The sequence below is a fragment of the Streptomyces sp. NPDC057002 genome, assembly GCF_042673825.1.
In the GTDB taxonomy this organism is placed as follows: Bacteria; Actinomycetota; Actinomycetes; order Streptomycetales; family Streptomycetaceae; genus Streptomyces.
The window spans coordinates 273,782-287,285 of sequence record NZ_JBHURZ010000006.1 but is presented as its reverse complement, the minus strand read 5'-3'; the positions used below and the strand labels follow the sequence as shown (position 1 = coordinate 287,285).

The window sequence follows — 13,504 nt, the reverse complement described above, 5'->3', positions numbered from 1 at the left end:
CGGTCACCAGAGGTGGTGCACCTGGGCCCGGATCCGGCGGTCGTACAGCTCGCGCAGCCGGTCGAGGGTCTGCTCGGGCAGCGGCGCCATGGATCCGACCGCCGCGTTGGCCCGTGCCTGGGCGATCGAAGTGGCGCCCGGGATCACCGTGGTGACGCCGTCCTGCTGAGTGACCCAGCGCAGGGCGAGCTGCGCGGGCGTGACGCCGTCGGGCACCAGTCCGGCGAACTCGGCCGCGGCTTCCAGGCCGGTCTCGTAGTCGACGCCGGAGAAGGTCTCGCCCACGTCGAACTGCTCGCCGTGCCGGTTGTAGGCACGGTGGTCGGTCGCGGCGAAGACGGTGTCCCGCCGAAACTTCGCGGACAGCAGACCGGACGCCAGCGGTACCCGGGCGATGATGCCCACGCCGGCGGCGCGGGCGGCGGGCAGGACGCGCTCCAGCGGCTTGCGCCGGAACACGTTCAGGATGATCTGCACCGACGCGACGTTGGGCCGGGCGAGGGCGGCCATGGCCTGGTCGCAGGTCTCCGCGCTGACGCCGTACGCCGCGATCCGGCCTTCGTCGACCAGCACGTCGAGCGCGTCGTAGACCGCGTCGGACGCGAACACGGCGTCCGGCGGGGTGTGCAGCTGCACCAGGTCGAGGGTGTCGACACCGAGGTTGGCCCGCGAACGGTCGGTCCACTCGCGGAAGTTGTCGAGGGTGAACGCCCCGAGTTCCTGCGGGCCGCGGCGCCCGATCTTGGTCGCCACGGTGGGCTGCTCGCCCGGCGACGTACGGAACTCCCGAAGGAACCGTCCGATCAGCCGCTCACTGCGGCCGTCGCCGTAGACGTCGGCGGTGTCGATGAAGTCGACACCGCCCGCGACGGCCGTGTCGAGGATGGCGCGCACGTCACGCTCCGCCACCTCGTTCCATCCGTCGCCGAACTGCCATGTGCCGAGACCGACGACGGAGACCTTCCGCTCGGTCCTGCTCAGAGGTCGCTTTTCCACGCGTGGGTCTCCAGATCAGCTGGGGCAAGGGGTTTGGATCGGGGGCGGGGAACAACTCGTCCGTGAAGTCGTTGCCGAACTTGCCGTCCGGGTCGGACTTCCGCATCAGCTCCTGGAAGTCGGGCGCGCGGCGGTAGCCGGACCGGATCTCGGACCCGGTCATAGCCGTGAGCTTCGCCCAGTGCGTACGCGCTCCGAGCGGCACCAGCCGCTTCTCCACGGCGGCGATCACCGGTGGCACACGGGCGATGTCCTTGATCCAGGTGAAGTGGAACGTCACCGAGTCCCGTTCGAACGCCGGGCTCAGCCACAGGTGGTCGCCGCGAACGGTCCGTACCTCGGCGACATGCAGGACCGGGCCCAGGAGCCCGCCCAGTTCGCGCAGAGCGGCGAACGCGGCCGGAGCGGCCGAGCGTGGCAGGAAGTACTCGGACTGCAATTCGTCGCCGATCCGCGGGGCGGCTCCGGTGCGGATGTGCGGCAGCCGCTCGTGCCACGGGCCGGGCACGGCCAGCTGAGCCGTGCACGGTGCCGGGTCGGCCCCGGGCACCGGGTTCAGCGGGTGCTGCGCCGGCGTGCCGAGGTCCAGGCCGGTCACGGGTCGGTCGGTACGTCGCTTGAGCCACACGGTTGCGTCGTCGTCCCACTTGGTGAACACGCTGACGCTGTAAGCGGAGCCGAACACCTCGTCGAAGCGGCCCTGGACCTCATCGACCGGCACCGCCACGCGTACCGACTGGGTGACCTCGAAGGACGGCTCGATTTCCAGGGTCACCCGGGTGACGACGCCCAAGGCGCCGAGGGCGACCACGGACCCGGCGAAGGTGTCGTGGTCGACGTCGCGGCGAAGCTCGACCAGATCGCCTTCCGGGCCGACCATCTCCAGCCCGGTCACCGCGGCCGCGAGGCCGCGCTGGGTGTCGCCGGACCCGTGGGTGCCGGTGGCGCACGCCCCGGCGACCGTGATGTCCGGGAGCGACGCCAGATTCGTCAGCGCGTAGCCCGCCCGGTGCAGTTCGGTGGCCACGTCGGCGTACCGCATGCCCGCGGTCACCGTGGCCGTACCGGCCTCCGCGTCGATGTCGACGGCCGGCGGCAACCCGTCGAGCCGTACGAAGCTGCCCGCCGTGGCGAGGATCCCGCTGAAGGAGTGCCCGGCGCCGAGCGCCCGGACCCGTTCGCTGCCCGCGACGATCCGGCGCAGTTCGTCGACCGACTCGGGCCGCGACACCCGCGCCGTCCCGAAGGTGATGTTGCCCGCCCAGTTCCTCATGCGGCACCCGCAAGGCCGGATCCGGTGTGCGCGAGCATGTCGTCGACGCGGACGAACTCGTACCCGCGCTCGAGCAGTCCCTCGATGATCAGCGGGAGTGACTCCACGGTGGGCGTGCGGTCGCCGCCGCCGTCGTGCAGCAGGACGACGGAGCCGGGCCTGACGTCGGCCAGCACGTCGTGCGCGATGGCCTCTGCCCGCCGCAGGGCCCAGTCGTCCGGCGCCACGTCCCACAGCACCGTGGTGGCGTCGAACTCCGTGAGCCAGCCCATCACCTCTGGCGTCCGCGACCCGTACGGCGGCCGGAACAGCCGGGGTGCCCCGCCCCCGCTCGCCTCGGCGATCGCCTCGGCGGTGCGGTTGATCTGCTCGGCCAGCTGCGGCCGCGACAACTCGGGGAGAAACGGGTGCGACCAGGTGTGGTTGCCGATGCCATGCCCCTGCTCGCGCATCCGCGTCAGGTCCTCGGCGAAGCCGCCGGCGTTGATCCCGACGCAGAAGAAGGTCGCCGGGATCCCGTAGCGCTCCAGGATGTCGAGGATCCGGCCGGTGTACGGCGGCAGCGGGCCGTCGTCGAAGGTGAGCGCGACCTGGCGGTGGTCGCGGCTTCCATGGCTGAAGAAGCGTCCCGCGGCCGTGAGTGCGTGCTCGGCTTCGGCCGACGACTCGATCCAGGCGGCCAGTTCGCCCTCGCGACCGGTCTGGGTGCCCCGGTGGGCCTCCAGTGGCATCAGGCCGTTCGCCCGGCGCAGGCTCGCGCGGGCCAGTTCCTCCGCCGGGACGGAGCCGATCAGCGGCCGGTCGGGCAGCATCCAGGGGTCGGCGCGGTGGACGCGCAGACCCGCCGCCATCATGCGCCCGTCCAAGGTGCCGTTGGTGCTCTCCACCACGACGGTGAGCGCGTCGCCCAGCTTCCCCAGTTCCGCTATCAGTTCATCCGCGCGGTGTGACGGGTAGGCGTCGGGCACGGGGAGGCGCCGGCCGTCTTGGCCGATCACCGCGAGCTGGTAGCCGCCCGTGTGCCATGAGACTCCGGCGTACAGCATGTGGCCGCCCACTACTCGGGCTTCGAGTAGTCGCCGAAGTGTCGCTCGGCGAACAGGTCCGGCCAGTCGGTGCCCGCGAGCCTGAGCTCGCGCGCCCGGCTCAGCATCTCCCGCCAGTACGGCTTCACCGGCGGCCACAGTGTCCCGGCCTGGCAGTAGGAGGCGTCGACGAAGTAGCGCGGGCGGCCCGGGTATTCCGGCTTCGCCCGGCGGGCGTGGAACAGGGCGGAGTGCAACAGCACGGTCGATCCGGGCAGCAGGTCCTCGATGAACAGCTCGCCGGGCAGCACCTCGGTGCCCAGGTGGACGCGGGCGGTCTTCTCGGCCACCTCGCGGTGCGAGCCGGGGAGTACGGCGAGGCCGGCCATCTGCGGGTCTATGCCGTCGAGGTAGTGCAGCGCGTGCACCATGGTGTGGGTGCGGTGTGACTGGACGCGCTGCTCGTAGTCGTGGTGCCAGGCCTTCCCGGGGAGGTCGGGGGCGTGGCGGTCGCTGTGCATGTGGTGGAACACGAACCGCGGCCCCAGCAACTGTCCGATCACCCGCAGAAGTGGCTCGTGGGTGAGGAGTTCGCCGTGTGCGGGCATGTCGAGTTCCATGACCGCCGGGGTGCCGTTGTTCTCGGGGTCCACCACGGCCGCGATCGCCTGGGCGCGCAGGCCCTGGTCGACCCAGCGGTCGACTTCCGGCTTGACCCGGGCCACCAGGTCGTCGGGGAGGAAGCCCGGAAGCACGAGGAAACCGGACCGCTCGAACTGCGCGATCTGTTCCTCGGTCAGTTCGGGCGCTTGCGTGGGGGCGTAGATCGTCTGCACGGACACTGGTTAAAGCTCCGTTCTTCGTCGATGAGGTGGGCGGAGGCCCTGATGGGGTGGGCGGAGGCCCGGACGGGTTGGGCTCGATCGAGCGGCTCGACCTGAAGCGATCATGACATGTCCTGACAACTGACTTGCCTCGGTTTGACAATGTCCCTTGTCGATCCTGGTAACCCCGCGCCGCGTCACGGCCAGTCGATGTCGCCGACCTCGGCCCGGGCCTGGACGACGGCGGTCTCGCCATCCGCCGGCCAGTCGATACCGGACCCACCACCGACCAGGAGGGTCGCGGCAAGGGAGAACAGGAGCGCCGCAGAGGTGGTGAGGACGCGTGTGCGCATGAACGTCTCCAGACAGAAGATCCCTGGCAAGGGATACAGAGAGGGATGAGGGCTGGCTGTACAGGCACTTGGTGCGGCTGGACATGCATCAACCTAGGGCGTCTCACGATCGCTTGGCAAGACTTTCTTGCCAAGCATTGCCAATCTCCTTCGCAGATTCAGGCAACTTCGGAGTGAACCGTGCCCCACTGGCTGTCATCGCCTCGGCAACTGGTGTGTCAGCTTGTGCCGGACACGGGTAGGATGCGGACAGTGCATTTGGGGGGTCGGGGGATCGACCATGGCCGTACGCGAGAGTTGATTGCGGGACCCACATGACAGAAGAGTCGTCCTTCGGGGCACGTCTCAAGGCCTTGCGGCTGCAGCGCGGACTTTCCCAGGCCGCACTGGTCGGCGAGGAAATCTCGACGGGGTACTTGTCACGCCTGGAGTCGGGTGCCCGGCAACCCACTGACCGAGTGATCACCTACCTTGCCAAGAGACTGGAAGTGGATCGCTCGGCCTTCGACGCCCTGCCCGGCGGCAGCTCGCTCGCGCAAGGACTGAGCATCGCCACCTCCTCGGACACCGACGAGGCCGTCGAGGACCTGATCGACGTGCTCGCCACGGCCCAGGACGAGGATCCCCTGCTGCGCTGGCAAGCCCTGTGGCTGATCGCCCGGTACTGGCAGCGGCGCGGTGAGCGCACCGAGGAACAGGCATGCCTCGAGGAGCTGGCCAAGGTGGCGGACAAGCTCGAGCTCCCGGCACTGCAGTGCAGGTCCAGGACTCAGCTCGCCCGGTGCCTGCGGTCGACGGGCCAGGTCGCCCGGGCGCTCGAACTCGCCGTGCAGGCCTACCACGAGGCACGGAAGGCCGAGCTGTCCACGTCCGACACCGGGACCGCCCTGCTGGCACTCGTCTCGGTCGAGGCGGAGGCCGGCCGGCTGCCGGACGCCCGGGCGCACGCGCAGGAGCTCGTCGAACTCGTGGCGGACAGGACCGACACGCTGCGTGTGGAGGCCCTGTGGTCGGCGGCCACGGTCAGCTCGCGCTACGGAGACGACGAGTCGGCCCACGCGTACCTGACGCAGGCGATGCAGGCGCTGGACAGCCGCGTCGATCCCGTCCTGTGGGCGCGGCTGCGCCTCGCCGCGGCATCCCTGTATCTGCAGCACAGGCCCGCCCTCACCGAGCCGGCCCGGAGGTGCCTGACGGAGGCTGAGACAGCGCTGGCCCTCGTCGGTACGCCCGTCCAGCAGCAGGAGTTGCTGGTGCTCCAGGCGCACCTCGCGTTCGAGGAGGGCCGGTACGAGGACGCCAGGGCGGCCCACGACCGGCTGGACCTCGACAAACTCGTCCTGACCTACCGGGACCGGATCCGGCTGCAGACCCTCGACAGCCTGCTCATGATCGTCGAGGGGCATCAGGCCCAGGGTCTCGCCCAGCTCAAGCGGTTGGGCGACGAGGCCCGTCGCACGTCGTACCTGGATCTGGCCGCCGAGATCTGGCGGGTGCTGGCGGAGACCCTGGAGAACACCGGCCGGTCGCAGTTCCCCACCGGCTGACCGCCCGGCCGGCTCCGGGGGCCGGTGGGGAGCGTCGGCTCATGACGGCCGCCGGTCCACCGCCGTCCTCCCGGTCCGCCACGGCGGTGCTCAGGCACGACGACCGGCCCGGCGCCCCGCTGGGCGGTACGCCGGGCTCCGCGCACGGGTCGTACGAGAGCCGAAGGTCCCGTCCCCGGCACTCAGCGCGGCACGATCCGCACCGGCAGGCTCTCCAGCCCGTTGACCACGATCGAGCGCACGGGCACCGCGGGCCCCGTCTGTTCCACCCGTACGGCCATGTCGAGCAGTTCGCGGAACAGCACCCGCATCTCCGTCCGGGCCAGCAGCGAGCCGATGCAGAAGTGCTCGCCCGCGCCGAGCGCGAGGTGGCGGTTGGGCCGGCGGGCGGGGTCGAAGCGGTCGGGGTCCGTGAAGACCCTCTCGTCGCGGTTGGCCGAGGGGATCCACAGCATGAGCCGGTCTCCCGCCTCGATCCGCTGCCCCTCGATCATCGTGGGCGCGGTGGCCACCCGCATGACGACGTTCGCGCTGGACGTCCAGCGCAGGATCTCCTCGACCGCCGTCGGCAGGAGTCCCGGGTCGGCCGCCAGGCGCTGCCACTGCTCGGGCCGCTCCAGCAGCGCGAGCATGCCGCCCGAGGTCGCGAGCCGGACGTTCTCGGTGCCGCCGACCAGCAGGTTGTCGCAGTTGAGGAGGATGTCGTCCTCGGGCAGGAGTTCACCGTCGACCGGACTGTTCACCAGAGCGCTCACCAGATCGTCGGCGGGCTCCTCCATCCGTTGGTACATGAGCTCGACGAAGTACTGCATGATCTCCTGGTGCGCAGCGCTCTGCGCGACGGGGTCGGCGGTCCCGAACGCCACGCTCGCCAGCTGGAACAGCTTCTCGCGGTCCTCCTCGGGGACCCCCATGAGGTGGCAGATCACGTAGAGGGGCAGCCGAGCGGCGATGTCGGTGACGAAGTCGCAGCCGCCCGCCTCGACGGCTCTCGCGATCACCGAACGGACCACCGCTCGCATCGAGTCCTCCAAGGAGCGGACCGACCGGGTGGTGAACCAGTCAGCGACCACGGCGCGCAGTTGCCGGTGGCGCGGCGGGTCCGTCAGCGCGAGCGTCCGGCCGCCGCCGGGGTCCTTTCCATGACTCTCGGGCCGCAGCACGATGCCCTGTTCAGAACTGAACGTCCGGGGGTCCCGGCAGACGGCCCGTACGTCCTCGTAACGGGTGAGCGACCAGAAGCCGGGCAGGGCGCCGGGGTCGTGCCAGTACACCGGCTGATGGGCCCGCATCCAGCGCCAGAGGGCGTGCGGGTCTCCGGTGGCGTGCAGTTCGGGGTCGATCAGCACTTCAGGAGCGGGGACTGCCAAGGTCATCGTGGTCTCCTCGGTTCGCGGTGCGCAGACGGTCGGCGAAGCGCTTGAGCAGTTCGTGCGCGGTCCGGTCGGCGAGCGCGTCCGGCCGGGACGAGAGCACGAGACGGGCTCCGCCGTCGGGAAGGGGCCAGACCTCCGTGTGCGCCTCCAGCGGCAGGTCCAGGTAGGGAGGGCGCACGAAACGGGTGCGCAGGCCGGCGAGCCGGAGGTCGGCCGAGGCGTTGTCCTGGAGGACGAAGAGCGTCTGGAAGAGGGGCGGCCGGGCGCTCCTGCGCGGCCGGACGATCTCCAGAACCTCAGGCAGCGACAGGTCCTGGGCGGAGAAGGCCCGCTCGACGGACCGGCGGACAGCCGGAAGGGAGTCGTCGCCGGTGAAAACGGAGCCACGCAGTCTCACGCACACGGTCTCCACGTGGCAGCCGATGGCCCGGCCGAGACCGTCGTCCGCGCGCTGGGCCACCGGGACGCCCACCGCGAAGTCCCGCTGCCCGGTGATGGCGGCGAGCGTCTGCGCGTAGGCGGCGAGCAGCACCACGAAACGGGTGACGCCGGCGTCGGCGGCCCGGGCATCGATCGCGGCCAACTCGGCGGGGCTGAGCAGGACTTCGGCGATCCGCGGCGTACGGGGCCCGCCGGCTTCCCCGGGGACGGGCCAGCGCAGCTCGGGGGTGTGCGCCAACTCCTCCGCCGCGATGGCGCGTTGGGCCGGCAGATCGGCCCGCTCGCGCCGCGCGGTCCGGCGGTGCCAGGCTTCGGCGAGGGACGGGGGAGGCGGGGCGGTGTGCTCACCGCTTCCCGGCACCGCGTTGTAGGCAGCCGCCAGTTCCCGCGCGAGGACCGACTCCGACCAGCCGTCGAATGCGATGTGGTGCACCACGCACCCGAAGACCGCCGTGTCCGCCGTGTCCGCCGCGTCGACGGGCACGACAGCGGCACGCCAGATCTCCCCCTCGGTGATCTCCAGCAGGTCGGACAGCTCGGTCCGCAGCGTCTCGACCGCCTCCTCGACCGAGGGCCGCGCGGGCAGCGCCTCCAGCTCCGGCGCCTCGATGTCCGTGATCAGGGCAGTGGGCGTGGGGTCGATGACGTAGGCGCTGCGCAGCGGCTCATGACGGCGGTGCACCCGCGCGACGGCCGCGGCCAGCGCGGCACGGTCCAGCGGTCCGGTGACCGTCCAGAACACCATGCAGTACGCGGTCCGGTCGGTGGGATCGAGCAGGTGACGGGTGAGATGAACCGTCTGCATGGGCGTCAGGGGCACCTCCGGGAAGCCGTCCACGGACGCGGCCCGCGGGAGCGTTCCGGAGATCGCCGAATCGGAGAGCGTCTCGCCGGGCAGCGACGTGCCGGGCCGGGTAGGAGCGGCGTCCGTCGCCCGGCGTTCCCCGGCGAGCCATTCGGCCACTCCGGTCACGGTCGGGTCCCGGAAGAAGCGCGACAGCGGCAGCGGGAATCCCAGACGGGCCGTGAGCCGGGCGCACACCCGTCCGGCGGCGAGGGAGGTGCCGCCGAGTTCGGCGAACGGCACGTCCCCTGGTACGTCGTCGGTGTCCAGGACCGCGGCGAACGCCTCGCGGACCAGCCGGACCGTCTCGCCCCCGCCGTCTTCCCCCGGCCCGCTTCGGGACGGGGCCGCAGGCCGGGCGTCACCGGGACGGGGAACACCGGCCAGCAGGCGGCGCTCGTCGAGCTTGCCCATCGGCGTGAGCGGAAACGCGTCGACGCCGATCACCAGCTCCGGCCATTGGTACGGCACGAGGGCCGAGCGCAGCGCGGCCGACGCCCCCGCCAGGGGATCACCCGGGGTGGCCGGCACACAGAAGGCCAGCAGTCCCTGAGCCGCACCCGTGGCGTCACGGCGTGCCACCACCCGGCAGGCCCGGACGGAGGGCAGCAACTCCTCTATCTGCCGCTCGAGTTCGGCGGGCTCGACGCGGTGCCCCCTGACCTTCAGCTGACGGTCGGCCCGGCCTCGGTAGTGCAGCACGCCCCGCTCGTCCCAGTACCCCAGGTCGCCGGTGCGGTAGACCCGTTCGATCGTTCCGCCGAGGGTCAGGGACGGGAAGGCGGTCCCGCTCGGCTCGCCGTGCTCCAGGTACCCCAGGGCCAGTCCCTCGCCGGTGACGCAGATCTCGCCGGTCTCGCCCACGGCACAGGGCCGCTCCCCCTGGAGGACGTGGATGCCGGTCCCGGGCACCGGCCGGCCGACCGGAACGCCGTCGGGCAATTCGCAGTCGGCCGGTGAGAGGTCATGGGTGGCGACGAAGACGGTGCTCTCCACGGGGCCGTACCCGTTGACCAGGCGTACGCCCGGGTGCCGGTGCAGGAAGGCGCGCACATGGGAGACGGACAGCCGTTCCCCACCGGTGATCACGGTCCGCAGACCGCCGAAGGCCCCCGGGTCCTCGTCGACGATCATGTTGAGGAGACTGCTGGTGAGCCACACGGTCTGCACCCCGTGCCGGGAGATGCCGTCCCGCAAGGTCTGGGCCGACAGGTACGGCTCGTCGACGATCACGGAGGTGCCGCCGTTGAGCAGCGCCGCCCACAGCTCCAGGGAGAAGGCGTCCCAGGGCAGCGCGGCGGCCAGCGGCATCACCGTGTCGGGGCCGAACGGGAGAGAGCCTTCCGGGTGGAAGAGCCGCGTGGTGGCGCGGTGCGGCGACAGCACCCCCTTGGGCCGGCCGGTGGTGCCGGAGGTGAAGAACACGCAGGCCGGGTCGGTGCCGGTGACGGTCGCGGCCCGGAAGCCGTCCGGAGCGCTCTCCTCCCCTTGCGGGGGGAGCCAGGTGGCGAGAGCGGTCCGCCCGGCCCCGTCCGGGTCCGTCACCAGCACGCGCGCGCCGAGCTGGCCGGCCACCTCCTCCAGCCGCCGGTCCGGCCAGGCGGGGTCGCAGAGCGCGTACGCCGCGCCGAGCTTGAGCACGGCCAGGATCGAGGTGACGAGTTCGATGCCGCGCGGCATCAGGATCGGCACCAGGTGCCCCCGCGCGACCCCGGCCCCGGCCAGCCGGGCGGCCCACGCGTCGGCCGCCGCGTCCAGCTGCCGGTAGGTCCTGGTGCGGTCGCCCTGGACGAGGGCGACCGCCGTGGGGCGCAGCCGTGCGATGCCGGCCACCACCTCATGGATGCCCGAGGCCGGCCGGCGCGACGGACGCGCCGGGGCCTCGACTGGTTCCATCTGCACGGACAGTCCCTTCTGCGGAGGGGTGTTCCTGGTTTGACAAATACCTTGCCTCAAAGATGCCATCGGTGGCAACATTGTTTGACCGCATGGATCACATGAACCGCGTGGACGGTGCGGAACCTCAGCCACCGGCTGCGGGACCCCGGGCCGACGGCCGGGGACGACGCGCGAAGGAGAAGAGACTTTGACCAGCGTGGCCATACCCGCCGCCCCCGGCCTCGGCGTCCGGCGCGGCGTCGTGGTGGTCCTGGCGGTCGCCGGGAGCATCACCGTCTCCAACATCTACTTCCCGCAGCCCCTGCTGGAAGCCGTGGCACGCGGGATGAGCGTCTCCGAGCCGACCGCCGGTCTCATCGCCACGGCGGGGCAGGTCGGTTACGCCCTGGGCATCTCCCTGCTGGTGCCGCTGGCCGACGGCCGCAACCTGCGCCGGCTCACCACGGTGCTCCTGGCGCTGACCTCCGGCGCGCTGCTGGCCGGGGCCCTGGCCCCCAGCCTCGTGGTGCTGACCATCGCCACCGCGGCGGCCTCCACGACCACCGTGCTGCCCCAGATCATCCTGCCCGCCGCCGCCTCCATGGCGGGCCCGGCCGGGCGAGGCCGCGTGGTCGCCTCCGTCGGCATCGGCCTGACCCTCGGCTCAACCTTGTCCCGGACCCTGTCCGGTGCCGTCGCGGACCTCAGCGGCAGCTGGCGCGGCGCCTACGCCCTCGCCGCGGCGCTGACCGCGGCGCTGATCCTCGTACTGCCACGGCACATGCCCACGGCGGACGGCCGGGCCACGATCGGCTACCGCAAGCTGATCGCGTCGATGCCCGGGCTGCTGCGGACCCACCGCGAGCTACGGCTGTCGGCCTTCCTCGGCGCCGCGACCTACGCGGTCTTCGCGGCCTTCTGGGCCACCCTCCCCTTCCACCTCGCGCACCCGCCGTTCGACAAGGGGGCCGGCTGGGCCGGCCTGTTCGGCCTGCTGAGCCTGCCCGCGGCGATCCTGTCCTACTCGGCCGGGAAGCTCAGCGACGCCTTCGGCACGACTCGCGTCAACGCCCTGGCCGTGGCCTGTCTGGGCCTCGCCCTCGTCATGTTCGCGACCCTGGGCACGACCTCCCTGGTCGCGCTCGCACTGGGCACCAATCTCCTTGTCTACGGCACCAGCTGTGCCCAGATCGCCAACCAGGCGAGGATCTTCCGGCTCGACGAGACGGTGCGGGCCCGGCTCAACACGCTCTACATGCTCTTCGCCTTCAGCGGCGGAGCAGCCGGCTCACTGGCCGGCGTCCGGCTGTACAACGCGGGCGGCTGGACCTGGACCGTCCTGGGCTGCGCCGCCTTTCTCGCGGTGGCCGGCGGCCGCCTCGCGGTCCACTCCGCGGCCGCCAGGCACTGAGACGGGACAGGGGCGGCCGTGCCGCCCGGTGGTTCACCGGGCGGCACGGCCGCCCTTCACCTGTGCCGCGGCAGCTGCCACTTGACCTCAGGGGTGAGTCTCGGCGTCGTCTCCGTGCGCCGCCGCGAGGGTCTCCGCCAGGACCCTCCAGATCTCGGCGGCCAGATCGACGTTCGACGTCCGCCGCACCTGCTCGCCGAGTCGCCACAACTGCCGGATGCCGAGCTGATGCTGGTTCTCCAGGATCAGCAGCCGGTTGTGCAGGATGTCGAGCCGGATGCGATCGCGGTAGGTGAGCCCCAGCTCGTCGACCACGAGTTCGTCGTGTGCCGCCCGGGCTTCCGCGTACCGGCCCTCTGCGAAGGCAAGGTGCACCCGCAACGTCAGCACCTCCTGACGCAGCACCGGAGTGCCGACCAGACCGAGTGCGGGCTCGGCCTCGTCCAGGCGCCTGCGGCACTCCGCCAGCCACGGGGGTGAGAGCTGGAGGTGGAGCGAGGCGGCGGCCATGCGCAGCCTCATCCACAGCACCAGGTCGACATGACTGTCGAACTCCTTCAGGGCCTGTTCGAGCAGCAGGCGAGCGGCCTCCGGGTCGCCTTGACGGAAGCTCACCGTCGCGGCCGCCCACAGGGCTTCGGCCCGCAGCGTGTCGGTACGGCCCTCCGCGAGAGCCACGAGCTCGTCGGCGTGCGCCCTGGCGGAGGCGAGCCGGCCGGCCTCCGCTTCCACCGACACCAGCGCCAGCAGCGCCAGGCCCGTGTCCCGGACCGACAACCGGTGGTCGCGGGCCAGCCGATAGCCCTCCTGTGCGGCCTCCAGGGCCCTGGGCATCTCACCGAGCGAGCGCAGGCCACGAGCGAGCCGTGTGCGGGCCCGGCTCCGGAGCTCGGGGAGCATCATCTCCTCGGCGATCGACTCCAGTTGCTCCAGGAGCGTGACCTCCTCCGCTCGCGCGCCACGGCGGGCGGCGGCACCGGAGAGAAGCCACAACGCCTGCCAACGGAGCGCCGGATCGACCGAGGGCGACCGTTCGAGCGCGGCGGCCACCTCCTGCAGGGCCTCGTCGTCCTCGGCCGAGATGGCCAGCGTCAGCGCCCGGACCACGGGTCCGTCGCTCGGTTCGTCGAACTCGGACGGGTTTACCCGCAGGCGTTCGGCGAGGTAGGCGACGGCTCGTGCCGTCGGTTGGCGCGCTCCCGACTCCAGCCGGGACAGATAGCCGGTCGACATGCCGTCACCGGCGACGGAGACCTGTGACAGGCCCCGTTCCTTGCGCAGCTTTTTCAGGCGGCGCCCGAAAGCAGGCTGTTCCACCATGCTCATTCCACCAGTTGTATAGGGATGGCCGCCCCCCACAGGGACACACTTCGCCCCTGATCGGATGAGTGGTGTGTGTCCCCCCGTTGCTGTCCGGCGGATGTACCCGGACAGGCGGCAAGGCTCAGCGACACGGTGGTCACTGGCGACAACGCTAGTCACCGGCGATCACCCTGGCAAGTCGCTTGCCAACTTCTGGAAACTTTATTGCCAGAG

Annotated in this window: 10 protein-coding genes; 2 read left to right on the top strand and 8 right to left on the bottom strand. The window is 71.5% G+C overall.

From position 1 onward, the window contains the following. Positions 1 to 3: 3 nt before the first annotated feature. The 5 genes from ACFT32_RS29515 to ACFT32_RS29495 all read right to left on the bottom strand — a co-directional run bounded on the left by ACFT32_RS29515 (position 4) and on the right by ACFT32_RS29495 (position 4,471). On the bottom strand, positions 4 to 996 hold the full coding sequence (locus ACFT32_RS29515) for an aldo/keto reductase (protein ID WP_382495336.1): 993 nt from the start codon (positions 994 to 996) through the stop codon (positions 4 to 6). Then, positions 896 to 2,269 (bottom strand): FAD-binding protein, encoded by a 1,374-nt coding sequence (locus ACFT32_RS29510; RefSeq protein WP_382495335.1) that lies wholly within the window; start codon positions 2,267 to 2,269, stop codon positions 896 to 898. Before ACFT32_RS29510 ends, ACFT32_RS29515 begins: the two co-directional genes overlap by 101 nt. Next, positions 2,266 to 3,315 carry a polysaccharide deacetylase family protein gene (locus ACFT32_RS29505; protein ID WP_382495333.1) on the bottom strand — a complete coding sequence of 350 codons (1,050 nt, stop codon included), beginning with the start codon at positions 3,313 to 3,315 and terminating at the stop codon, positions 2,266 to 2,268. Before ACFT32_RS29505 ends, ACFT32_RS29510 begins: the two co-directional genes overlap by 4 nt. Positions 3,316 to 3,326: 11 nt before the next feature. Next, positions 3,327 to 4,130, bottom strand: coding sequence for a phytanoyl-CoA dioxygenase family protein (locus ACFT32_RS29500; RefSeq protein WP_382495331.1), 804 nt, complete (start codon positions 4,128 to 4,130; stop codon positions 3,327 to 3,329). A gap of 185 nt (positions 4,131 to 4,315) precedes the next feature. After that, complete coding sequence (locus tag ACFT32_RS29495; protein ID WP_382495329.1) at positions 4,316 to 4,471, bottom strand: hypothetical protein; 156 nt, start codon at positions 4,469 to 4,471, stop codon at positions 4,316 to 4,318. Positions 4,472 to 4,785: 314 nt separating this feature from the next. Here ACFT32_RS29495 and ACFT32_RS29490 point away from each other — a divergent pair, with 314 nt between their 5' ends. Next, complete coding sequence (locus ACFT32_RS29490; protein ID WP_382495327.1) at positions 4,786 to 6,018, top strand: helix-turn-helix domain-containing protein; 1,233 nt, start codon at positions 4,786 to 4,788, stop codon at positions 6,016 to 6,018. 182 nt (positions 6,019 to 6,200) lie between these two features. On the opposite strand, the gene ACFT32_RS29485 is transcribed toward ACFT32_RS29490, so the two are convergent. After that, positions 6,201 to 7,394 (bottom strand): cytochrome P450, encoded by a 1,194-nt coding sequence (locus ACFT32_RS29485; protein ID WP_382495326.1) that lies wholly within the window; start codon positions 7,392 to 7,394, stop codon positions 6,201 to 6,203. Further along, a complete protein-coding gene (locus ACFT32_RS29480) occupies positions 7,369 to 10,575 on the bottom strand; it encodes an AMP-binding protein (protein WP_382495922.1) in 3,207 nt (1,068 codons plus the stop codon). Before ACFT32_RS29480 ends, ACFT32_RS29485 begins: the two co-directional genes overlap by 26 nt. A gap of 199 nt (positions 10,576 to 10,774) precedes the next feature. Between ACFT32_RS29480 and ACFT32_RS29475 the strand changes: the two genes are divergently transcribed. Next, on the top strand, positions 10,775 to 11,968 hold the full coding sequence (locus ACFT32_RS29475) for an MFS transporter (RefSeq protein ID WP_382495920.1): 1,194 nt from the start codon (positions 10,775 to 10,777) through the stop codon (positions 11,966 to 11,968). A gap of 87 nt (positions 11,969 to 12,055) precedes the next feature. Here ACFT32_RS29475 and ACFT32_RS29470 read toward each other — a convergent pair whose 3' ends face one another. Continuing rightward, positions 12,056 to 13,294 carry a helix-turn-helix domain-containing protein gene (locus ACFT32_RS29470; protein WP_382495325.1) on the bottom strand — a complete coding sequence of 413 codons (1,239 nt, stop codon included), beginning with the start codon at positions 13,292 to 13,294 and terminating at the stop codon, positions 12,056 to 12,058. Positions 13,295 to 13,504 lie beyond the last annotated feature (210 nt).